Below are 21,012 nucleotides of genomic sequence, written 5' to 3' on the forward strand. Positions count from 1 at the left end.
GCCCAATTTGTGGCTGTTCCAGCAAGCGGTCGACGACCTGATGGTGGAAGGCGACCGGGTGGTGGGTGCTGTCACGCAGGTCGGCATCCGCTTTCGTTCGCGCACCGTGGTGCTGACGGCCGGCACTTTCCTGGACGGCAAGATCCACGTCGGCCTGCAGAACTATGCCGCTGGACGGGCAGGGGATCCGCCGGCCCAGTCGCTGTCGGCCCGGCTCAAGGAGTTGAAGCTGCCGCAAGGCCGGCTCAAGACCGGTACGCCGCCGCGCATCGACGGCCGGACCATCGACTTCTCCAGATGCGAGGAGCAGCCGGGCGACCTGGACCCGGTGCCGGTGTTCAGCTTCATGGGCCATGCCGCGATGCATCCGCGGCAGCTGCCCTGCTGGATCACCCACACCAACGAGCGCACCCACGAGATCATCCGCTCCGGCTTCGACCGCAGCCCGATGTTCACCGGGAAGATCGAGGGCGTCGGCCCGCGCTACTGCCCGAGCGTGGAAGACAAGATCAACCGCTTCAAGGACAAGGACAGCCACCAGGTCTTCCTGGAGCCGGAAGGGCTGACCACCAACGAGTTCTATCCGAACGGGATTTCGACCAGCCTGCCGTTCGACGTGCAGCTGGGCCTGGTGCGGACCTTGCCTGGACTGGAGAACGCGCACATCCTGCGGCCCGGCTACGCGATCGAGTACGACTACTTCGATCCGCGCGGGCTGAAGTCCTCGTTCGAGACCCGCGCGATCGGCGGATTGTTCTTCGCCGGGCAGATCAACGGGACCACCGGTTACGAGGAGGCGGCGGCCCAGGGCCTGTTCGCCGGGATCAATGCCGCGCTGCAGGTGAAGGGGCAGGGCGCCTGGCTGCCGAGCCGGGACCAGGCCTACCTTGGTGTGCTGGTCGACGACCTCATCACTAAGGGCGTGACCGAGCCGTACCGGATGTTCACCAGCCGGGCCGAGTACCGGCTGCAACTGCGCGAGGACAACGCCGACTTGCGACTGACCGAGGCCGGGCGGCAGATGGGGCTGGTCGACGACGCCCGGTGGGATGCCTTCTGCCGCAAGCGGGATGCTGTTTCACGTGAAACCGAGCGGCTGAAGTCGACCTGGGTGAATCCCCGGATCGTCTCGGCGGGGGAGGTCGAGCGGGTTCTCGGCACCACGATCGAGCACGAATACAACCTCGGCGACCTGCTGCGCCGGCCGGATGTGGGCTACGAATCCTTGATGTCGCTGGAAGGCGGGCGCTGGAAAGGAGAGCTTGTTTCACGTGAAACACTGGGCGATCTCTATGCCCCGGTGGTGGAACAGATCGAGATCGGCGCGAAGTACGCCGGCTACATCGAGCGGCAAAAGGACGAGGTCGAGCGCGCCGCGTACTACGAGAACCTGAAGCTGCCGGCCGACCTGGACTATATGCAGGTGCCGGCGCTGAGCATCGAGGTCCGGCAGAAGCTCAACAAGCACCGTCCGGAAACGCTGGGCTTGGCTTCCCGGATCTCGGGGGTGACTCCGGCAGCGATCTCCTTGCTGCTGGTGCACCTGAAGAAGAACAAGTTCAAGGGTTTCGTCGAGGCGGCGAACTCGTCGGGGCAGGCCGCGGCATGACGATGCCTCGTCTTTCTTGCTCCCTCTCCCGCTTGCGGGAGAGGGCGGGGGTGAGGGTGATGGGTCGAGCAGCGGACCCTCACCCCAACCCTCTCCCGCAAGCGGGAGAGGGAGCTTGAGCGCGCGCGAACTCCGGTTGAGTCAGGCGGCCCTACAACTTGGCTTGGACCTCGCGGCCGATCGAGCCAATAAGCTCCTCGCCTACCTCGACCTCATCGCCAAATGGACCAAGGTCTACAACCTGACCGCCGTCCGTGATCCGGACGAGATGCTGGTCCAGCACCTGTTCGACAGCCTGGCGGCGGTCGGCCGCTTGCGCCGGCAGACCGCCGGGCGGCCCATCCGCCTGCTCGACGTCGGCTCCGGCGCCGGACTCCCGGGCGTGGTCATTGCCACCTGCTGCCCGGAAGTGCAGGTCGACTGCGTCGATACGGTCGGCAAGAAGGCCGCCTTCATCCAGCAGTCCGCCGCCCAGCTCCAGTTGGTCAACCTGCGCGGGCTCCATGACCGGGTGGAAAACCTGGAGGGCCCCTACGACGTGATCTGCTCCCGGGCCTTTGCCTCGTTGCCGGACTTCGTATCGTGGTCCGAAGGGGCGCTGGCGGAGCAGGGGATCTGGCTCGCGATGAAGGGCAAGATGCCCGACGCCGAGATCGCCGAGCTGCCGCCGGCCGCTGAAGTGTTCCACGTGGAACAGCTACAGGTGCCGGAACTGTCGGCGGAACGCTGCATTGTCTGGATGCGCCGCCGCAGCGTGGCGGGCGCCGGCACCCCCGGACGTTAAACTCAGCCTTCACCTGGAGGGGCCCCATGCTCGGAGTTGCAGACTACGGCGCGTTCGTCGCCGCGATCGTGATCTTTCTGGCCATTCCCGGCCCCGGCAACCTGGCCCTGATCACCTCCACCAGCAAAGGCGGCATCCGGGGCGGACTCGGCGCCACCTTCGGCGTGATCGCCGGCGACCAGGTGCTGATGTGGGCCGCGGTGGCCGGCGTGGCCACGCTGCTGGCGGCTTATCCCGCCGCGTTCTACGCCGTCCAGTGGGCGGGCGCCGCCTACCTCGCCTGGCTCGGCTTCAAGATGCTGCTCGCCAAACCCGGCGCCCAGCCGATCCTGCACATCGAGCCGCGTCACTACTTCAAGCAGGCGGCGATCATCACGCTGCTGAACCCCAAGGCCATCGTGTTCTACATGGCCTTCTTCCCGCTGTTCGTCGACCCGGCCCACCACCGCGGCATGCTCACCTTCGGCGTGATGGCCGCGACCGTGGCTTTCCTCACCTTCCTCTACGGACTCGGCGCCACGCTGCTCACGCACTTCCTCGCCGAGCGCATGCGCGCCAACCCGCTGATCGGGCGGGTGCTGGAAAAGGTGGCGGGCATCTTCCTCATCGGCTTCGGCGTGAAGCTGGCGGTCTCGAAGTAATCCATGGCAAAGATTTTCTGCATCGCCAACCAGAAGGGCGGGGTTGGCAAGACGACGACGAGCGTGAACCTCGCGGCCGGCCTGGCCAAGGTGGGCCAGCGCGTGCTGATGGTGGACCTCGACCCGCAGGGCAATGCCACCATGGGATCGGGGGTCGACAAGCGCAAGCTGGAACACTCGGTCTACGACGTGCTGCTCGAATCGGCGACCATCGCCGAAGCGCGCACCCGCAGCGACCGCCTGGTCGAAGCCGGCTGCAGCTACGACATCCTGGGCGCCAACCGCGACCTCGCGGGCGCCGAAGTGGAACTGGTGGACGTCGACCGGCGCGAGCGCCGCCTGAAGGAGGCGCTGGCCCAGGTCGAGGCCGACTACGACTTCATCCTGATCGACTGCCCGCCCGCGCTGTCGCTGCTCACGCTCAACGGCCTGTGCGCCGCCCACGGCGTGATCGTGCCGATGCAGTGCGAGTACTTCGCGCTCGAGGGCCTGTCGGACCTGGTGAACACGATCAAGCAGGTGCATGCCAACCTGAACAAGGACCTGGAAATCATCGGCCTGCTGCGCGTGATGTTCGATCCGCGCATCACGCTGCAGCAGCAGGTGAGTGACCAGCTGAAGGCGCACTTCGGCGAGAAGGTGTTCAACACGGTGATCCCGCGCAACGTGCGGCTGGCCGAAGCTCCCAGCTACGGCCTGCCGGGCGTGGCCTTCGATCCGTCGGCGCGCGGCAGCCAGTCCTTCGTGGAGTTCGCCAACGAGATGGTGGAGCGCCTCGGCACGATGCGCCACACGCCCGCCGCGCGCCCCGCCGCGGCCGCCAACGAGGCCGTGAGCCTCGGCAGTTTGCTACATAAAAGAGAGCAGTGAAGCCAGGCAACGTGCTCGTTCTGCCCGGGTGGGAGAACAGCGGCCCCCGGCACTGGCAATCCCTGTGGGAGGAGCGCCACGGCTATCGCCGCGTGGAGCAGCATGACTGGATGCGGCCCCTGCGCGGCGACTGGGCGGCGCGCCTGGAAGACATGGTGCTCACCTGCGACGAACCGGCGGTGCTGGTGGCGCACAGCCTGGGCTGCATCCTCACCGCGGCCTGGGCCGCGCATTCGCAGAACACGCACCGCGTGAAGGCGGCGCTGCTGGTGGCGCCGGGCGACGTCGAACGGCCGGAGGTCCGCGAGCAGCTGCCCTCGTGGTCGCCGATCGAGCTGCAGGCGCTGCCCTTTCCCGCGGTGCTGCTCGCCAGCCGCAACGATCCCTACTGCGACGTCGACCGCGCCCGCCTGTTCGCGTACGCGTGGAACGCGCAGTTCATGGACTACGGCGACTGCGGCCACATCAACGCCGATTCCGGCCTGGCCAGCTGGCCCGAAGGCCACGTCCTCCTGCAGGACCTGATGAAAGACTAAAGAGATGGCGAAGATGAAACCCAAGGGCCTGGGGCGCGGCCTCGAAGCGCTGCTCGGACCCAAGGTCGACGAGACCGCGGCGCAAAGCAGCGAGGGCGGCGGGCCCAGCCCGGGCCAGCCCGCCTCGCTGTTGCTCGCCGACATGGTGCCCGGCATGTACCAGCCGCGCACGCGCATGGACGAGGGCGCGCTGTACGAGCTCGCCGAGTCGATCAAGGCGCAGGGCATCATGCAGCCGATCCTCGTGCGCAAGCTCTCGGAAGGCGAGAACGCCGGCAAGTACGAGATCATCGCGGGCGAGCGCCGCTTCCGCGCCGCGCGCCTGGCGGGCCTGGACAGCGTGCCGGTGCTGGTGCGCGACGTGCCCAACGAAGCGGCGGCGGCGATGGCGCTGATCGAGAACATCCAGCGCGAGGACCTCAATCCGCTGGAAGAAGCGCAGGGCCTGCAGCGCCTGATCAAGGACTTCGGCCTGACGCACGAACAGGCCGCGCAGGCGGTGGGACGTTCACGCAGCGCGGCGTCGAACCTGCTGCGCCTGCTCAATCTCGCCGATCCGGTGCAGACCATGCTGATGGCCGGCGACATCGACATGGGCCACGCGCGCGCGCTGCTGGCGCTCGAGCGCGCGGCGCAGATCACCGCGGCCAACCAGATCGCGCAGAAGAAGCTGTCGGTGCGCGAAGCCGAAAGCCTGGTCAAGAAGATCGGCGCGGAGTTTTCGCTGGTCTCGCCCAAGCCGAAGAAGGAAAAGTCGCGCGACATGCGCCGCATCGAGGAGGAGCTGTCGGACCTGCTCACCGCCGAAGTCGAAGTGCGCGTGAAGAAGCGCGTGAAGCGCCACGGGAGGGTGGAGGAGATGGGCGAGGTGTCGATCCAGTTCGGGTCGCTGGATGAATTGAACGGGTTGATCGACAGGTTGCGGGCTTAGCCTCCCGTCATCCCCGCGAAGGCGGGGAACCAGAGCGTCCAAGAAGAAAGCCGCGCATTGCGCGGCTTTCTTTCTTCAATGCCCTGGGTCCCCGCCTGCGCGGGGATGACGGTTACGGACGCGTCAAGGCAGCAAGCGCGCGCAGGTCCTTCGCTTCGCCCAGCTTCCAGCAAGCCTCGATCAGCTGCTTCGTCTTCGCTGCGCCGATCACCGGCTCGGACAGCTGCGAGAACTTTGCTTCCAGCATCTTGTCGGTCATGGGCTTTTGCAGCGAGCCGATCGCATGTTCCACGAAGACGTGGACCTTGCGGCCGTCGCGCAGGACGGCGGTGACGTCGGCGCTGGCCTCGTCGATGCTGTTGTCCACCGTGGCCACGACCTTGCGGCGCAGTTCCAGCATGTCGGCCCGGTTCACGATGTCGTCGTGGTACTCGTCCTCGCCGGCACGGCCGAAGATCAGGCCCGCGGCGACGCCGTGGTACACGCTGAACTTGCCCTGCAGGCCGTCGGCGGGTTCCTTCTTGCCGGTGAGTTCCAGCACCAGCGAGTGCACGCGCAGCTCGATGCGCTCGACGTCTTCCGCCTTCACGCCCTGCTCGCGCAGCTGCACGGCAGCGTCGATGCTCGGGTGGATCACGATGCCGCAGGCGAAGGGCTTGTAGCTGTTGAAGGAGATCTCGAAGCGCTGGCCGAGTTCGTCGGTCGCCTCGTTCCACGCGGTCTTGGTCGACACCACCTGCGCCCAGCCGCGCGGCGCTTCCAGCGCGCGCGGGCTGGAGGTGAAGCCCTTGGCCGCGAGCAGCGCGGAGGTGAGGCCGGCACGCGCCGCGGCGCCCGGGTGGAAGGGCTTGGTCATCGTGCCGAACTGCTCGCGCAGGCCGATCGGCTGCGAGGCCGCGATGCCCAGCGCCATCTGCGTCTTCCGTGCATCGAGCTTGAGCAGGCGCGCGCAACCGGCGGCCGCACCGAGCATGCCGGTGGTGCCGGTGATGTGCCAGCCGCGGTCGTAGTGTTCGGGGTACACGAGGTTGCCGAGGCGGCAGGCCACGTCGATGCCCAGCACCAGCGCGTCGGTCACTTCGCGGCCGCTCATGCCCTTGTGCTCTGCGAGCGCGAGCAGGGCGGAGGCGACGGGACCCGCGGGGTGGATGATCGTCTTGAGGTGCGTGTCGTCGAAGTCGAAGGTGTGCGAGGTGATGCCGTTGACGAGCGCCGCGCTCGCCATGTCGACCTTCTCGCCGCGGCCGGCCACCGTGGCCTGCGGCGCGGGCTGCAGTTCGGCGACGGCGGCGAGCGCGGCATCCGCCGCTTCGTGCTTCGCCGCGCCGACGGCGCAACCGAGCCAGTTGAGGAAGGTGCGGTGCGCCTCGTGGTCGACCGCATCGCTCCAGCCGCGCGAGGGATGGTTCGCGACGTACTCGGCGAGGATCTTCGTGATCGCCGGCGCGTCGTGGTCGGCGGGGACTTGGGTGTTGCGTGCCATGTTCTTTATGCGTCGATCTGCAGGTTCTGCGCCTTGACCAGGGCGGTCCAGCGGGCGACGTCTGCCTGGATGTATTTGCCGAAGGCGGCGGGGCTCATGGCCTGGGGTTCGATCGCCTCGGCGGAAAGCTTCTCGCGCAGGTCGGCCGCGGAGAGCACCTGGGCCAGCGAGATGTTCAGGCGCGTCACCACGTCCTGGGGCATGCCGGCGGGGCCGACCACGCCATACCACTGCATCGCGTCGAAGTTCTTGAGGCCGAGTTCCTCCAGCGTGGGCACTTCCCTGATCTGCTCGGCACGGCGTTTGCCCGTGAGCGCCAGCGGACGCAGGCGGCCCGAGCGGATGTGCGGCAGGGCCGCGGCGAGGCCGGGGAACATCGCCTGGGTCTGGCCGCCGATCACGTCGGTGATGGCGGGTGCGATGCCGCGGTAGGGGATGTGCACCATCGGCATGCGGAGCTGCTGCTTGAGCAGCTCCATGGTCAGGTGCGTGAGCGAGCCGGGGCCGGCGGACCCGTAGCTGACCTTGCCCTTGTTGGCGTCGAGCCAGGCCACGAATTCCTTGAAGGTCTTCACCGGCAGCTTGGCGTCGACCACCAGCACGTTGGGCGTGGCGCCGATCATGCCGATCGGGGTGAAGTCCTTGACCGGGTCGTAGGGCACCTTGCGGGTGGCCGGGCTGGTGCCGTGCGTGGCCACGTAGCCTTGCAGCAGCGTGTAGCCGTCGGCGGGCGAGCGCATCGTGTTCTGGCAGGCGACCACGCCGCCGCCGCCGCTCTGGTTGTCCACCACGAACGTCGCGTTCAGGGCCTTGGCCCAGCGCTCGGTGAGAGTGCGGCCGACCATGTCGCTGCCGCCACCGGGGGCCACGGGGACGACGTAGCGGATCGGCTTGTCGGGAAAGCCTTCGGCGCGGGCGCCGGTCCAGGGCGCGAGGGCAAGGGCAGGGGCGGCCTGCAGGAGGGCACGTCTTTTCACTTCTTCTGACTCCTAGTTGGATGGGGTGTGGCTGGCCAGCCGCTCGTGCGCCCGGTGGACGTGAGCGGCCAGCAGCTGTTCGGTACGCGCGGCGTCGCCGGAGCGAAGTGCGCCGGCGATCTCGCGGTGGTCGGCGACGGAAGCCAGCATGCCCATGCCGTGGGACAAGTTGGTCAGGCGCGACAGATGCAGCTTCTGGACGATGTTGCGGTAGGTGTCGGTCAGCGCGGCATTGCGGGCGGCTTCCACCATGAGCCAGTGGAATCGCAGGTTTTCGCTGTAGTACGCGCTCACGTTGCTGTCCTGGACGGCGGTCTGCATCCGACCGACGGAGGCGTCCAGCGCATCCGACAGGCGCTCGCGATCGGGGGCGGAGAGCCCCGCCGCGCGGCGTCCGGCGAAGCCGTCGAGCAGGGCGCGCAGCTCGTACAGGCTGCGGACTTCCTCGGCCCCGAGCTTGCGCACGAACACGCCGGAATGCTTGCGGGCTTCGACCAGGCCCGAACTCTCCAGCTCGCGCAAGGCCTCTCGTACAGGGACACGGGACACGCCCAGGCGGGCGGCCACATCGGGCTCGTTGATCCGTTCGCCGGCCTTGATCTCGCCGCGCAGGATCATGCCCAGCACGTCGTCGCGCACCAGCTTGCCGAGCGAGGTCGCACGGACCGTCGCGGCCAGGGTCTGGTCCGGTTCGGACGAAGAAGAGTCCCAAGGCAACATATCCGAAATATTGTATACGATTACTTTTCGACGTTGCTTTGCGGGCGGATCGGCCTCTAGCATGGGCTCCATGTACTCAGCCGGAGCGATCCGATGAAGGTGCAATGGAAAAAAGGGGCGTTGTTGGGAGCCCTGTGGATGTCGGGAGCGCTGGGAGGCGCCTGGGCCGAAACTTTCCGCTGCCACCAGGCGGATGGAACGATCCTATTCCAGGAGGCGCCCTGCCCGCTGGCGCAGATGGAGGCACCGGACGCGCGCAAAGCGGAAGCTGCGGCCAATCCGGCGCCGCCAGCAGTCGCCACGCCCGTAGCCACGCCGGTGGCGACGCCGTCTTCCGTGGTTCCCCAGCCGGGGCCGCCCACGCGGTCCTCGATGCCGGTGACCGCGCGCACGGGGCCCGCCAGCAAAGCCGACGAGGAGGCCAAGCCGAACAAGCGCAAGCGCGACGTGATCGAGCTGAGCGCGCAGTTCGAGCGCTGCCGCGCCGACGCGCCGGGTTTCGCGGAGAAGAGCGCCGTGGTCTACGCCGCCTGGACGCGCCGCCATGCCGCCACGCTCGACGAATTCGACAAGCTCATCGCCGCCAAGGTGCGCGCCGGCCGCCGCGGCGAGAACACGCTGCCGCTGCGCGTGTGCACCGACGACTGGCTGCGCAGCGTCGAACCGCTCGCACGCATGCCCGATCCACGCTACCTCAGCGTGGAGAAGACCTGGCAGGTGTTCATGGGCGCGCTCATGACGGGGGATCGCGCCACGGCCCTGAACTGCATGTCGGGCCGCGCCGAGGCACGCTGGAAGGAGCGCGTGGAGAAGATGAGCGACGAGCAGTTGCGCCAGATCGCCGCGTCGATCCGCGCGCTGAAGGTTCAGTGGGGCGACGACTACGAGAAGGAAGGCCTGGTCGCGGACACCGACAACCGCGCCGTGGGCATCGCCTTCCGCAACGTCAACGAGGAATGGAAGATCACGGACTGGGGCGCCGCCGCCCCGGCCCTGCCGCTCACAGAGAAAAAATCTTCCCCGGGTTCATGATGTTCTTCGGATCGAGCGCCCGCTTGATCGTCCGCATCATGTCGACCGCGCCGGCGCCGGCCTCGTCGACGAGGAAGCCCATCTTGTGCAGGCCCACGCCGTGCTCGCCGGTGCAGGTGCCGCCGAGCGCCAGCGCCCGCGACACCAGCTTGTGGTTCAGGTCCTCGGCGGTGGCGCGCTCCTTCGGGTCGTCCGGATCCAGCAGGTATCCGAAGTGGAAGTTGCCGTCGCCCACGTGGCCGACGAGGAAGTAGGGGATGCCGCTGGCATCCGCTTCCGCCACGGAGTCCAGCAGGCAATCCGCCAGCCGCGAAATCGGCACGCAGGTGTCGGTGGAGATCGCGCGGCAGCCCGGACGCGACTGGATCGCGGCGAAGTAGGCGTTGTGGCGCGCGGTCCAGAGCCGCGTGCGCTCTTCGGGCGTCACGGCCCACTCGAACGCCTTGCCGCCGAATTCGGCGGCGATCTCCTGCACCGTCTCGGCCTGCTCCTTCACGCCCGCCGGCGAGCCGTGGAATTCCATCAGCAGCATCGGCTCTTCGCGCAGGTTCAGCTTGCTGTGCGCATTGACCATGCGCACCGTGTTCACGTCGATCAGCTCCACGCGCGCGATCGGCACGCCCAGCTGGATCACCTGGATGGTCGTGCGCACGGCGGCCTCGATGCTGGGGAAGGAGCAGGTCGCCGCCGAGATCGCTTCGGGGATCGGGTACAGGCGCAGCGTCACTTCGGTGATCACGCCCAGCGTTCCTTCGCTGCCGACGAACAGGCGCGTGAGGTCGTAGCCGGCGGAGGACTTCTTGGCGCGGGTGCCGGTGCGGATCACTTCGCCGCTCGCGGTCACCACTTCGAGCGCCAGCACGTTCTCGCGCATCGTGCCGTAGCGCACGGCGTTGGTTCCGGAAGCGCGCGTCGCGCTCATGCCGCCCAGGGAAGCGTCGGCGCCCGGGTCGATCGGGAAGAACAGGCCGGTGCTCCTGATCTCGTCGTTGACCTGCTTGCGCGTGACGCCCGGTTGCACCGTGACCGTCAGGTCCTCGGCGTTCACCGCCAGCACCTTGTTCATGCGCTGCACGTCCACGCTGATGCCGCCCTGCACGGCCAGCAGGTGGCCTTCCAGGGAGGATCCGACACCGAAGGGGATCACCGGCGTGCCGTGCTGGCTGGCGAGCCGCACCGCATCGGCCACGTCCTGCGTGCTCTCGGCGAACACCACGGCGGCGGGGGGCGGGGCCTGGAAGGAGGATTCGTCGCGCCCATGCTGCTCGCGCACGGCCAGTGCCGTGGAGCAACGGTCGCCGAAGCGCTTCTTCAGCGCCTCGAGGAGGGCGGCGGGCACCTCCCTTTGCTGGACTTCGGGAACCAGGTGGGTGAGGGCGGCGGGTGCGTTCATGCGAGGGACTCCGGGCAGTCCACCAGTGTAGACCGCCGGGGAGGGCGCCGCCCCAAGGGCTTACCGGAGCGAGGCGTCGAACTCGGCGCGCGTGACGAAGCCGTCCGAGTTGCGGTCCATTTCGTCGAAGGTTCGCGTGGTGGGTCCCAGCAGCCGCGCTTCGGCGCGGGTCAGCTGGCAGTCCTGGTCGCCGTCGGCGTAGAGGAAGGCGCGGACCTCGTCCGACGCGCTCGCGCCGCAGGAGATGGCGGAGCCCATCACCGTGGTATCCGGGGCCGCCGCGTAGGCTCCGGCGCGGCGGGCGCGGTAGTCGGTCGCCGCGGGGCTGAACACCGAGGTGCCATCCGGCAGGAGGACGACCGTACCGGGCTGCGGCGGGGCGACGCCCGGCGGCGTGCTGCCGGGAGACACTTCGGCCGGGAACAGCTCGGCGCGCACGCTCGGGCGGGTGGTTGCGGTCGAACCCGTGATGGCAGGACCGGTGGCCGTCCTGCCCGGCGTGACGATGGGAGCCGGCGACTTCCGCCCCAGTTGCTGCGCCTGCACGGCCGTGACGGCGGCAGCGGCGCACAGGCCGGCGGCGAGGAGGCGGGTGACAACAAGCATTCGCGGACTCCTGGGTTACGCCGCCACGCACATGGGCGGACCAGCCCCATGATCGGGGCGCGGGACGCAACGGCAGAGCCGCGCTCGCCGAAAGTCCATGTAGGACCGTTCAGGCGCATCGCGCACAATGGCCGCGAACAGGAGAACGAACATGGGCAAGCGGCTGACCCAGATCGCGACACGCACGGGAGACGACGGCACCACGGGCCTCGGCGACAACACGCGGGTGGCCAAAGACCACCTGCGGGTGCACGCCATGGGCGACGTCGACGAGCTGAACTCGCACATCGGCCTGCTGCTGTGCGAGGAGTTGCCACTCGCAGCGCGCGAGGTGCTGGTGGAAATCCAGCACCAGCTGTTCAACCTCGGCGGCGAGCTGTCGATCCCGGGCTACGAGCTGCTGAAACCGGAGGCGGTGGCGGCACTGGACGAAGCGCTGGCGCACTACAACGGCCAGTTGCCCAAGCTGGAGGAGTTCATCCTGCCGGCCGGCAATCGCGCCGCGTCGCAGGCGCACATTTGCCGCACGGTGGCGCGACGGGCGGAGCGCGCCGTGGTCGCGCTCGGCAAGCAGGATGCGCTGCGCGACACGCCGCGGCACTACCTCAATCGGCTGTCGGACCTGATGTTCGTGCTGGCCCGCGTGTTCAATCGCATGAACGGCGGGGACGACGTGTACTGGAAGAGCGAGCGGCTCCGTCATTCCCGCGAAGGCGGGAACCCGGAGCATTGAAAAGGCCGCCAGCGGCGGCCTGCGGTACGACGCCCTGGATCCCCGCCTTCGCGGGGAGGACGCTCACTTGGGCGCCAGCACCGCCAGCGTGAGCCGCGACACGCACGTCAACTCCCCCGCGTCGTTGCGCATGTCGATGTGCCACACCTGCGTGCTGCGGCCGATGTGCACCGGCGTCGTCCTGCCCGTCACCCACCCGGACGTCGCACCGCGGATATGGTTGGCGTTGATGTCGAGGCCGACCACGCGGTGCCCCGGCGGCGCGCAATAGATCGCGCCGCAGGAGCCGAGGGTCTCGGCCAGCACCACGCTGACGCCGCCGTGCAGCAGGCCGTAAGGCTGCCGCGTGCGCTCGTCCACCGGCACCCGCGCGACGAGGAAGTCGTCGCCGATCTCCAGGAACTCGATGCCCAGGCGCTCGGGCGCGGTGCCCTTGTGCGCCGCGTTCAGCGCTTCGATGGAGAGCGGGCGGGTCCAGATGGCCATGACGGGGATGTTAGCGGCTGCGCGTCTCGACGCTGGGCGCGTCGGCGACCGACACGCCCGGCGGGCTGCTGCGATCGAGCAGCGCGTGGATCAGGATCGCACCGAAGGTCGCGGTGCCGATCCCGCCCAGCGCGAAGCCGCCGAAGTTCAGCGTGTAGTCGCCGGTGCCCAGCACCAGGGTGATCGCCGCGACGATCAGATTCTTGTTCTGCGAGAAGTCGACGCGGTTGTCGACCCAGATCTTCGCGCCGGCGATGGCGATCAGGCCGAACACCACGATGCTCACGCCACCCATCACCGGCAGCGGAATCGCCTGGATCGCCGCGCCGAACTTGGGCGAGAAGCCGAGCACGATCGCGATGGCGGCGGCGAACAGGAAGATGGCCGTCGAGTAGATCTTGGTCGCGGCCATCACGCCGATGTTCTCGGCGTAGGTCGTCACGCCCGTGCCGCCGGCCACGCCGCTCACCACGGTGGCGACGCCGTCGCCGATGAAGGCGCGGCCCATGTACTGGTCGAGATTGCGGCCGGTCATCGCGGTCACCGCCTTGATGTGGCCCAGGTTTTCGGCCACCAGGATGATCGCCACCGGCGCGATCAGCAGCATCGCGGGTGCGCTGAACACCGGCGTGGAGAAGGCCGGCGCGCCGAACCAGGCCGCGCTGGCGATGCCGGAGACGTCGATCGGCTTGCCCCAGCCGAGCCCGTTGGCGAGCACGGCGTAGATGATGCTGGCGACGATCAGGCCCACCAGGATCAGCAGGCGCTGCACCATGCCGCGCGTGAACACCGCCACCACGCCGACGCTGAGGAAGGTGACGGCCTGCATCCACTTGTCGAAGTTGGTGGGCGCCATGTTCTTGATCGGGATGCCGGCGAGGTTCAGGCCGATCACCGCGACCACCGCGCCGGTGACCACCGGCGGCATGAAGCGCTCGATCCAGTGGGTGCCCACCGCGTGCACGATCGCGCCGATGATGGCGTAGATCACGCCGCAGGCGACGATGCCGCCGAGCGCCACGCCGATGTTGCCGTTGGGGCCCTTGCCCGCGTACGCGCTGGCGGCGATCACCACGCCGATGAAGGCGAAGCTGGAGCCGAGGTAGCTGGGTACCTTGCCGCCGGTGATCAGGAAGAAGATGAGCGTGCCGATGCCGCTCATGAGGATCGCGATGTTGGGATCGAACCCCATCAGGATCGGCGCCAGCACCGTGGCGCCGAACATCGCGATCACGTGCTGCACGCCCATGGCCGCGGTCTGCGGCCAGGGCAGGCGCTCGTCGGGCCCGATCACGCCGCCTTGCTGCAGCACCGCGGCCGGCCGCTCCGTCCAGTCGAACATTGCCATCTTTCTCGCCCTCCTTGTTGGATCGGGCGATGCTAGGAGCAATGCAGGTGCCGCGCAAGGCGGCCGGGCTAACGGGCGAACAGGACGACCTTGCCGATCACCCCGGCGTCCTTGAGGAGCTTGCGGTGGCCCAGGCCATCGGTGGCGAGCAGCTGCGCGCCGGTGATCGCATGGGTGAAGGCCTGGCCGTCGGCGAAGCGGTTGATGGCGTCGTCGCGGTCGTGCACCACCAGGGTCGGCACGCGCAGGCGCGGGCCCACCGCGGACGGCTCGAACTGCCGCATCAGCACGCCCTCGCGCGCCTCGATGCGCTGCTGCATCCCGGCGCGCGTCTCCTCGCTCAGGCCGAACACCTTGGCGAAGTAGTTCGTGTACGCGCGCGGCGATGCCGGCGGCGCGAGCAGCACCAGCTTGCCGATCGCGAGGCCGCGGCTGGCCGCATAGGCAGCGGCGTTGGCGCCCAGCGAATGCGCCGCGAGCAGGCCGATGCGGTGGCCTTCCTGCTGCAGGCGGCCCACGGCGTAGTCGATCGCGCGGGCGAACTGCGGCAGGCTGCTCACGGCGCCGCCGCTGCGGCCATGCGCCGGCATCTCCAGGAGCACCGGGCGGAAGCCATGCTGCGCCAGCGATTCGGCCAGCGGCAGCAACTGGCGCGCGTGGCCGCCCCAGCCGTGCACCAGCAGCGCCACCGGCCCGTGCGGCGCCGCGGCCAACGAGTACACGGTGAGGTCCGCCTCCTCGAAGGGCCAGCGCTCGATCTTCCAGTCGGCATTCCAGCGCGCCGCGCGGCGCAACCAGTTGGGCGGCAGCGGCGTCACGAACAGGCGGTGGGCGGCCCGCACCGCGAGCCGCGGCGAGACCTTCTGCGAGGTGCCGAGGGCGAAGCGGAACATGCGCAGGCTCAGGCTCGCCTGGTAATAGCCGGCGGTGGCGTCGATCGGAGTGCTCATGGATGTCGTCCTCTCAGAAGAACACCAGGTCGTCGTTGCTGCGCGGCAGGCCACGCAGGGTTTGCAGCGCGGCGCGGGTGAGGCGCCAGCCACCCCAGAGGGCGGCAAGGGTGATCAGGACCAGCATCTTTCTTTCCTTTCTCCGCACATGCGTGCGAAATATGGGCGGGATGAAAGGACGGTGTTTCCGTCCCCACGTTCTCAGCTCCGGTAGGTTCTCAGCAGGCGTTCCCAGGTGCGCTGGGAACGTTCGGCGGCGCGCGCATCGCGCAGGAAGCGCGTGTCGTGCACCAGGGCCATGGCGATGGCGCTGATCTCGGCCACGAGTTGTTCGGGGTCGGTGTCGGGCTTCAGGTGGCCGGCGTCCATCGCCTGCAGCACGGTGCGGCGCAAGGCGGCGCGCCAGCGGGTGATCTCGTCGTGCAGCAGGTCGCGCAGCGGGCCGTCGCGGTCATCGAGCTCGAAGGCGCCGGCGGTATAGATGCAGCCCTGGCTGGCCTCGACGTCGCGCACCCGCAGGATCCAGCGCCGCACGATCTCGTTCAGCCGCGGCAGCCCTTTGGGAAGCTGCATGGCGGGCACGAAGACGTCGGCGATGAAGCGGCGGCCGAACTCCTCGATCACCGCCTTCTGCAGCGCCTCGCGCGAACCGACGCGCGAGAACACCCCGCTCTTGGACAGCCCGATGCGATCGGCCACCGCCTGCAGGCTCAGCGCCTCCAGTCCGTCGGCCGCCACGAGGTCGAGCGCCGCCCCGACGACCGCCGCCCGGGTGAGCTCTGCCTTCTGCGTCTTCGCATCCATGGCGCGCAGATTAGCACGCGTGTGCGAAACGGCAATTCCAGGCGACGAACGGCGTCTCGCAATCTCGTATGTGTAGGGTGGGCAAGCTTTGCTTGCCCACCATTCGGCGCATGGGGGGCGGTGGGCAAGCTTAGCTTGCCCACCCTACGAGGATCGCGAGCGCCGGATGCTTACCGGGGCGACGCCATCAAAGCGTCGTCGAAGATCGCCACCGCCCGCGTCCATCCCGCCGACGCGCCGCGGATCTTGTGCGGGAAGCAGCTGATGTCAAAGCCGTGCGGCGGCAGCGCCTCCAGGTTGTGCAGCTTCGCGGATGCCACGCTCCAGCAGGTACATGGTCGCTTCGTAGCCCATGCCGGCGCCGGCCGCCACGTAATCGGGATTCCCGTAACGCGAGCCGGCGCGCGTGTTCACCACCACGATCTCCAGCGGCTGCAGCGCATGGCCGATGCGCGCGAGCTCCGCCTCGACGTCCTTCGCCTGCACGACATGGCCATCGGGCAAGTGCCGGAAGTCCAGCTTCACGCCCGGCTGGAAGCACCACTCCAGCGGCACTTCGTCGATCGCGATCGCCCGCTCCTTCTCGCCCAGCTTGCGGTTCATGGTGGAGTGGAAGTGGTAGGGCGCATCGAGGTGCGTGCCGTTGTGCGTGTTCAGCTGCACGAACTCCACCGCCCAGCCCTCGCCATCGGGCAGGTCCTCCTTCTTCAGTCCGGGGAAGAAGCCGGCGATCTGTTCGGCGGTGCTGTCGTGGCGCAGGTACTCGATCCTGGGGCGGAAGCCGGGCGGGTCCGACTGCACGTCGTTTTCCAGGTAGATCGAGAGGTCGACGAACTTGCGTGGCATGGGAGAAACCTCCTAGGGACGCGGCTGGAGCCGATGCTAATCTGCAATGGATGAAGGCCGCACCGTACGTTCCCCAGATCCGCCGCTACCAGGACTGGCTGCACGCCACGCGCGGCCTCGCTTTCGACGACTACCAGTCGCTGTGGGACTGGTCGGTGCGCGACCTGCCGGCGTTCTGGCGCAGCGTCTGGGACTACTTCGGGCTGCAGTCGCCGACGCCGTGCCAGCAGGTGCTCGCCGGGGAGAAGATGCCCGGCGCGCGCTGGTTCGAGGGCGCGCAGGTCAACTACGTGCGCCAGGTGTTCCGCCACGTGCAGCCGGCGCATGCGGCGGGCTTTCCGGCCATCGTCAGCCGCAACGAGAAAGGCGAGCAGCACGAACTGTCCTGGCCCGAGCTGCGGCGGCAGGTGGCTTCGCTGGCGCTGCACCTGAAGGCACAGGGGCTGCAGCCCGGTGACCGCGTCGCGGCCTACCTGCCCAATGTGCCCGAAGCGATGATCGCCTTCCTCGCGGTGGTGAGCATCGGCGGCGTGTGGAGCATCTGCGCGCCGGACATGGGGACCCACGCGGTGCTCGATCGCTTCAGGCAGATCGAGCCCAAGATGCTGATCGCCTGCGACGGCGTGCGTTATGGCGGCCGCGACTTCGATCGCACCGGCGTGGTGGCGGAACTGAAAGCGGCGCTGCCGACGGTGCGGCACCTGCTGATCCATCGCAATCTCGGCGCGGACATGGGGGGATTGCCTGCGTTCACGGAATGGACGGAAACCGTCGCGCGGCACGGACCCGAGGTCGACGCCTTCGAGCCGATGTGGCTGCCTTTCGACCATCCGCTGTGGATCGTCTATTCCAGCGGCACCACCGGCCTGCCGAAGCCGATCGTGCACGGGCATGGTGGCATCGTGCTGGTGATGCTGCTGCACATGAACGTGCACCACGATATCGGCTGCAGCTACGACGCCAACAGCTGGGGCGAGCGCTACCACTGGTACAGCTCCACCGGCTGGGTGATGTGGAACGCGCAGATGGCCGGCCTGTCGCTGGGCACCACTTGCTGCATCTACGACGGCAATCCGGGCGGCAGCAAGGAGCATCCCGACTGGACGGTGCTGTGGCGCTTCGCGGCGGACCTGGGTGTCACCTTCTTCGGCGCCGGCGCGGCCTTCTTCTCCAACTGCATGAAGGCCGGCGTGGACCTCGCGAAGCTGCCGGGATTGAAGACGGTGCGCACGCTGGGCACGACCGGATCGCCGCTGTCGGCCGAAGTGCAGCACTGGGGCACGGCGCAGTTCCAGAAGCTGGGCGTGCCCGACGTCTGGTGGTGCAACATCTCCGGCGGCACCGACTTCGCCGGTGCCTTCATCGGCGGCAACCGCGAGCTGGCGCAGGTGCCGGGCCAGATGCAGTGCCGCATGATGGGCTGCGCGGTCGAAGCGTGGAACGAGCAGGGCCAGCCGGTGATCGGCGAAGTGGGCGAGCTGGTGTGCACGCAGCCCCTTCCCTCCATGCCGCTGTACTTCTGGAACGACGAAGGCAGGAAACGCTATCTCTCCAGCTACTTCGACATGTACCCCGGCGTCTGGCGGCACGGCGACTGGCTGAAGATCATGCCGGACGGCGGCTGCATCATCTACGGCCGCAGCGACGCCACCATCAACCGCCACGGCCTGCGCATGGGGACCAGCGAGCTGTATTCCGCGGTGGAAGGCATCCCCGAGGTGCTCGACTCGATGGTGGTCGACCTCGAATACCTCGGCCGCGACAGCTACATGCCGCTGTTCGTCGTGCTGCGGCCGGGGCTCGCGCTGGACGACGCGATGAAGGCGAAGGTCGCCGGCGCGATCCGTACCGCATTGAGCCCGCGCTTCGTCCCAGACGAGATCCTGCAGGTTCCCGAGATCCCGCGCACGCTCACCGGCAAGAAGCAGGAGCTGCCGATCAAGAAGCTGCTGCTGGGACAGCCGATCGAGAAGGTGGTGAACCGGGATGCGATGGCGAATGCGGGGTGCCTGGAGTGGTACGTCGACTTCGCGAAGCGGCGCTCTTCGTAGGCTGGGGTGCAACCCCGGCGCTTTCGCGCATCGCCGGGGTTCCACCCCAGCCTACAGGTTCCCGCGCGACTCCAGTTCCACGAGATCCAGGAACACCCGCACCTTCGCCGGCACCATCTTCCCCGGCAGCAGCGCGTAGATCTTCAGCGGCGCGCACTGCCATTGCGGCAGCACCGGAACGAGCTTGCCCTCCGCCACCGCCTGCGCGCAGAAGGTCCCGGTGATCCGCGCGACGCCGATGCCCGCGATCGCCGCCTGCAGCCGCACCCCCGCGTTGCCGCTGCGCATGCGCGGATTGCGCACTTCCACCCCCGCGGTCTCGCCCGCGGCGTTGCCGAAGGACCAGGACTGGTCGTCGCTGCCGGCCAGCAGCGGCAGGGTGTTCAGCTCTTCGGGATGCGCGAGCGGCGCATGCCCGGCCAGCAGCGCGGGCGCGGCGAACAGTCCGCGCTCCAGGGAGTACACGCGCCGCATCATCACCGTCGACGGCGCGAAGCTGTGTTCGATCGTCGAAAACACGAGGTCGTAGTGCCGCTCGAACAGCGGCACGCGCGCGTGCTCCACGTCGAGGTGCACCTTCAGTCGCGGATGCTCCCGCATGACCCGGCAAGCCACGGAAGCGAGATGGTGGGCGCCGAACTCGTAGGGCGCGGCCACGCGTAGCGTGCCTTGCACCGTGGTGCCCTGCGCCAGCGCTTCGGTCGCGCGCTCCCGCAGCTGCGCGAAGGGCCGCGAGATGTCGCGGTAGAGCGACTCGCCGGCTTCGGTGAGCCGCAGCTGGCGCGTCGTGCGCTCCAGCAGCCGCGTCCCGAGTTCCGCCTCCAGCCGCGACAGCGAGGCGCTGAGGCTGGACTTGGGCCGGTCCAGGGCCCGTGCGGCGGCGGTGAATCCGCCGTGGTCCACCACCTGGCAGAAAGCGTCGAAGTCGTCCCAGTTCATTGTTCAGGATTCGGAACACAGCGGCCACGCCGGGGCATTGATCCGCGCCAAGGCAATTCCTACGATTGTCCATCCCAACCGGGCGGGACCGTCCCGCTGGAGAACCCCATGTTCCTGAAGAATTGCTGGTATGTCGCCGCCTGGGACCACGAGCTGATCGACGGCAGGATGCTGGCGCGCACGATCCTGGAAGAGGCCGTGCTGCTGTACCAGTCCGAGTCCGGCAAGGTCGTCGCCCTGCAGGACCGCTGCTGCCATCGCGGCGTGCCGCTGCACCTGGGCCGCCGCGAGGGCGACTGCGTGCGCTGCATGTACCACGGCCTCAAGTTCGATCCCACCGGCAAGTGCATCCAGATCCCGGGCCAGGAGGTGGTCCCGCCGAAGCTGGGCGTCAGGAGCTATCCGGTCGTGGCCAAGGACCACCTGGTGTGGATCTGGATGGGCGACCCGGCCCAGGCCGATCCGGCGGAGATCATCGACTTTCCCTACCTGCGCGACCCGCAGTGGAAGGGCATCCCCGACTACATGCACTACGACGCCAACTGGCTGCTGATCGTCGACAACCTGTCCGACTTCGCGCACCTGGCCTTCGTGCACACCAAGACGCTGGGCGGCTCGGAGGAGTACGCGTACAAGACCAAGCCGGTGGCGATCGAACGGCTGCCGCGGGGCTTTCGCGTCGAGCGCTGGCACATGGACGCCGCGCCGCCGCCCTTCCACGACAAGGTGCTGCCGGCCGGCCTGAAGGGCAAGCACGTGGACCGCCGCAACATCGGCCACATGCACGTCCCGGGCATCTTCTTCCTCGAGTCGATGTTCTCGCCGGCGGGCAGCGGCTCGGAGCAGGGCCAGCGCGAAGGCAGCAAGGAATACCGCAACTGCCAGTTCATGACGCCGGAGACGCGCCGCACCACGCACTTCTTCTGGACCTATCTGAACAACTGGGAGGGCGAGGACCACGACATCTCGCGCTCGCTGCACCGGAGCCTGATCGAAGGCTTCCTGGAAGACAAGCACCTGATCGAGGCGCAGCAGGTGGTGATCGACTCGGACCCGAGCTTCGAGTTGCAGGCGATCGCCTCCGACGCCGCGCTGTCGCACTTCCGCATGACGCTCGCGAAGCTGGTGGCGCAGGAGCAGGCCGAAGGCGCCGCGCAGCAGGCCGTGGCGTCGAAGGTGGTGAAGCCGCACCAGGCCGGCATGGTGGGGTGAGTCGGCTGGCGGGGTTCGCCTGCGGGCTCACTCCGCCCTACGAGAAATCGGTGTGCGTAGG

Annotated in this window: 20 protein-coding genes and 1 pseudogene; 10 read left to right on the forward strand and 11 right to left on the reverse strand. The window is 68.4% G+C overall.

What is annotated here, in order from left to right; translation table 11 throughout:
* The 6 genes from mnmG to VF522_RS16125 form a co-directional block, all read left to right on the forward strand.
* On the forward strand, positions 1-1,609 hold a 1,609-nt coding region (mnmG, locus tag VF522_RS16100; protein ID WP_330909302.1), incomplete at its 5' end, for a tRNA uridine-5-carboxymethylaminomethyl(34) synthesis enzyme MnmG.
* Positions 1,610-1,724: 115 nt separating this feature from the next.
* Positions 1,725-2,393 (forward strand): 16S rRNA (guanine(527)-N(7))-methyltransferase RsmG, encoded by a 669-nt coding sequence (gene rsmG / locus VF522_RS16105; RefSeq protein ID WP_330909303.1) that lies wholly within the window; start codon positions 1,725-1,727, stop codon positions 2,391-2,393.
* A gap of 26 nt (positions 2,394-2,419) precedes the next feature.
* Positions 2,420-3,034: a LysE family transporter gene (locus tag VF522_RS16110; protein WP_330909304.1), complete on the forward strand. Its 615-nt coding sequence runs from the start codon at positions 2,420-2,422 to the stop codon at positions 3,032-3,034.
* Between the two features lie 3 nt (positions 3,035-3,037).
* Positions 3,038-3,904: an AAA family ATPase gene (locus VF522_RS16115; protein ID WP_330909305.1), complete on the forward strand. Its 867-nt coding sequence runs from the start codon at positions 3,038-3,040 to the stop codon at positions 3,902-3,904.
* Positions 3,901-4,440: an RBBP9/YdeN family alpha/beta hydrolase gene (locus tag VF522_RS16120; protein WP_330909306.1), complete on the forward strand. Its 540-nt coding sequence runs from the start codon at positions 3,901-3,903 to the stop codon at positions 4,438-4,440. Before VF522_RS16115 ends, VF522_RS16120 begins: the two co-directional genes overlap by 4 nt.
* Before the next feature lie 4 nt (positions 4,441-4,444).
* Complete coding sequence (locus tag VF522_RS16125) at positions 4,445-5,371, forward strand: ParB/RepB/Spo0J family partition protein (protein WP_330909307.1); 927 nt, start codon at positions 4,445-4,447, stop codon at positions 5,369-5,371.
* Positions 5,372-5,483: 112 nt separating this feature from the next.
* Here VF522_RS16125 and VF522_RS16130 read toward each other — a convergent pair whose 3' ends face one another.
* Genes VF522_RS16130 through VF522_RS16140 form a run of 3 tightly spaced genes read right to left on the reverse strand, consistent with a single transcriptional unit; the run spans position 5,484 to position 8,551 of the window.
* Positions 5,484-6,854 carry an MmgE/PrpD family protein gene (locus tag VF522_RS16130; protein WP_330909308.1) on the reverse strand — a complete coding sequence of 457 codons (1,371 nt, stop codon included), beginning with the start codon at positions 6,852-6,854 and terminating at the stop codon, positions 5,484-5,486.
* Between the two features lie 5 nt (positions 6,855-6,859).
* Positions 6,860-7,831: a tripartite tricarboxylate transporter substrate binding protein gene (locus VF522_RS16135; protein ID WP_330909309.1), complete on the reverse strand. Its 972-nt coding sequence runs from the start codon at positions 7,829-7,831 to the stop codon at positions 6,860-6,862.
* A 12-nt stretch (positions 7,832-7,843) separates the two neighbouring features.
* Positions 7,844-8,551: a GntR family transcriptional regulator gene (locus tag VF522_RS16140; protein ID WP_330909310.1), complete on the reverse strand. Its 708-nt coding sequence runs from the start codon at positions 8,549-8,551 to the stop codon at positions 7,844-7,846.
* 138 nt (positions 8,552-8,689) lie between these two features.
* On the opposite strand from VF522_RS16140, the gene VF522_RS16145 reads away from it, so the two are divergent.
* Positions 8,690-9,583, forward strand: a complete 894-nt coding sequence (locus VF522_RS16145; RefSeq protein WP_330909311.1) for a hypothetical protein — start codon at positions 8,690-8,692, stop codon at positions 9,581-9,583.
* On the opposite strand, the gene VF522_RS16150 is transcribed toward VF522_RS16145, so the two are convergent.
* Both VF522_RS16150 and VF522_RS16155 read right to left on the reverse strand, forming a co-directional pair.
* Positions 9,552-10,976, reverse strand: coding sequence for an FAD-binding oxidoreductase (locus tag VF522_RS16150; RefSeq protein ID WP_330909312.1), 1,425 nt, complete (start codon positions 10,974-10,976; stop codon positions 9,552-9,554). The genes VF522_RS16145 and VF522_RS16150 overlap by 32 nt on opposite strands.
* A gap of 60 nt (positions 10,977-11,036) precedes the next feature.
* Complete coding sequence (locus tag VF522_RS16155; protein WP_330909313.1) at positions 11,037-11,582, reverse strand: hypothetical protein; 546 nt, start codon at positions 11,580-11,582, stop codon at positions 11,037-11,039.
* A gap of 151 nt (positions 11,583-11,733) precedes the next feature.
* Here VF522_RS16155 and VF522_RS16160 point away from each other — a divergent pair, with 151 nt between their 5' ends.
* Entirely contained in the window at positions 11,734-12,315 is a 582-nt protein-coding gene (locus VF522_RS16160) for a cob(I)yrinic acid a,c-diamide adenosyltransferase (RefSeq protein WP_330909314.1), read from the forward strand.
* 63 nt (positions 12,316-12,378) lie between these two features.
* Here the strand turns inward: VF522_RS16160 and VF522_RS16165 are convergent, their stop codons facing one another.
* The 5 genes and pseudogenes from VF522_RS16165 to VF522_RS16185 form a co-directional block, all read right to left on the reverse strand.
* Entirely contained in the window at positions 12,379-12,801 is a 423-nt protein-coding gene (locus VF522_RS16165) for a hotdog fold thioesterase (RefSeq protein WP_330909315.1), read from the reverse strand.
* Between the two features lie 10 nt (positions 12,802-12,811).
* Positions 12,812-14,149 carry a solute carrier family 23 protein gene (locus VF522_RS16170; protein WP_330909316.1) on the reverse strand — a complete coding sequence of 446 codons (1,338 nt, stop codon included), beginning with the start codon at positions 14,147-14,149 and terminating at the stop codon, positions 12,812-12,814.
* Positions 14,150-14,217: 68 nt separating this feature from the next.
* Positions 14,218-15,099, reverse strand: a complete 882-nt coding sequence (locus VF522_RS16175) for an alpha/beta hydrolase (protein WP_330909317.1) — start codon at positions 15,097-15,099, stop codon at positions 14,218-14,220.
* 201 nt (positions 15,100-15,300) lie between these two features.
* On the reverse strand, positions 15,301-15,903 hold the full coding sequence (locus VF522_RS16180) for a TetR/AcrR family transcriptional regulator (RefSeq protein ID WP_330909318.1): 603 nt from the start codon (positions 15,901-15,903) through the stop codon (positions 15,301-15,303).
* Between the two features lie 170 nt (positions 15,904-16,073).
* Positions 16,074-16,749, reverse strand: a pseudogene (locus VF522_RS16185) (cyclase family protein).
* 50 nt (positions 16,750-16,799) lie between these two features.
* Here VF522_RS16185 and VF522_RS16190 point away from each other — a divergent pair.
* Positions 16,800-18,800, forward strand: a complete 2,001-nt coding sequence (locus VF522_RS16190; RefSeq protein ID WP_330909319.1) for an acetoacetate--CoA ligase — start codon at positions 16,800-16,802, stop codon at positions 18,798-18,800.
* A 51-nt stretch (positions 18,801-18,851) separates the two neighbouring features.
* Here VF522_RS16190 and VF522_RS16195 read toward each other — a convergent pair whose 3' ends face one another.
* A complete protein-coding gene (locus VF522_RS16195) occupies positions 18,852-19,739 on the reverse strand; it encodes a LysR family transcriptional regulator (protein WP_330909320.1) in 888 nt (295 codons plus the stop codon).
* 108 nt (positions 19,740-19,847) lie between these two features.
* Between VF522_RS16195 and VF522_RS16200 the strand changes: the two genes are divergently transcribed.
* Positions 19,848-20,951: an aromatic ring-hydroxylating dioxygenase subunit alpha gene (locus VF522_RS16200; protein WP_330909321.1), complete on the forward strand. Its 1,104-nt coding sequence runs from the start codon at positions 19,848-19,850 to the stop codon at positions 20,949-20,951.
* Positions 20,952-21,012 lie beyond the last annotated feature (61 nt).

The organism is Ramlibacter sp. (assembly GCF_036383835.1).
Lineage (GTDB): Bacteria > Pseudomonadota > Gammaproteobacteria > Burkholderiales > Burkholderiaceae_C > Ramlibacter.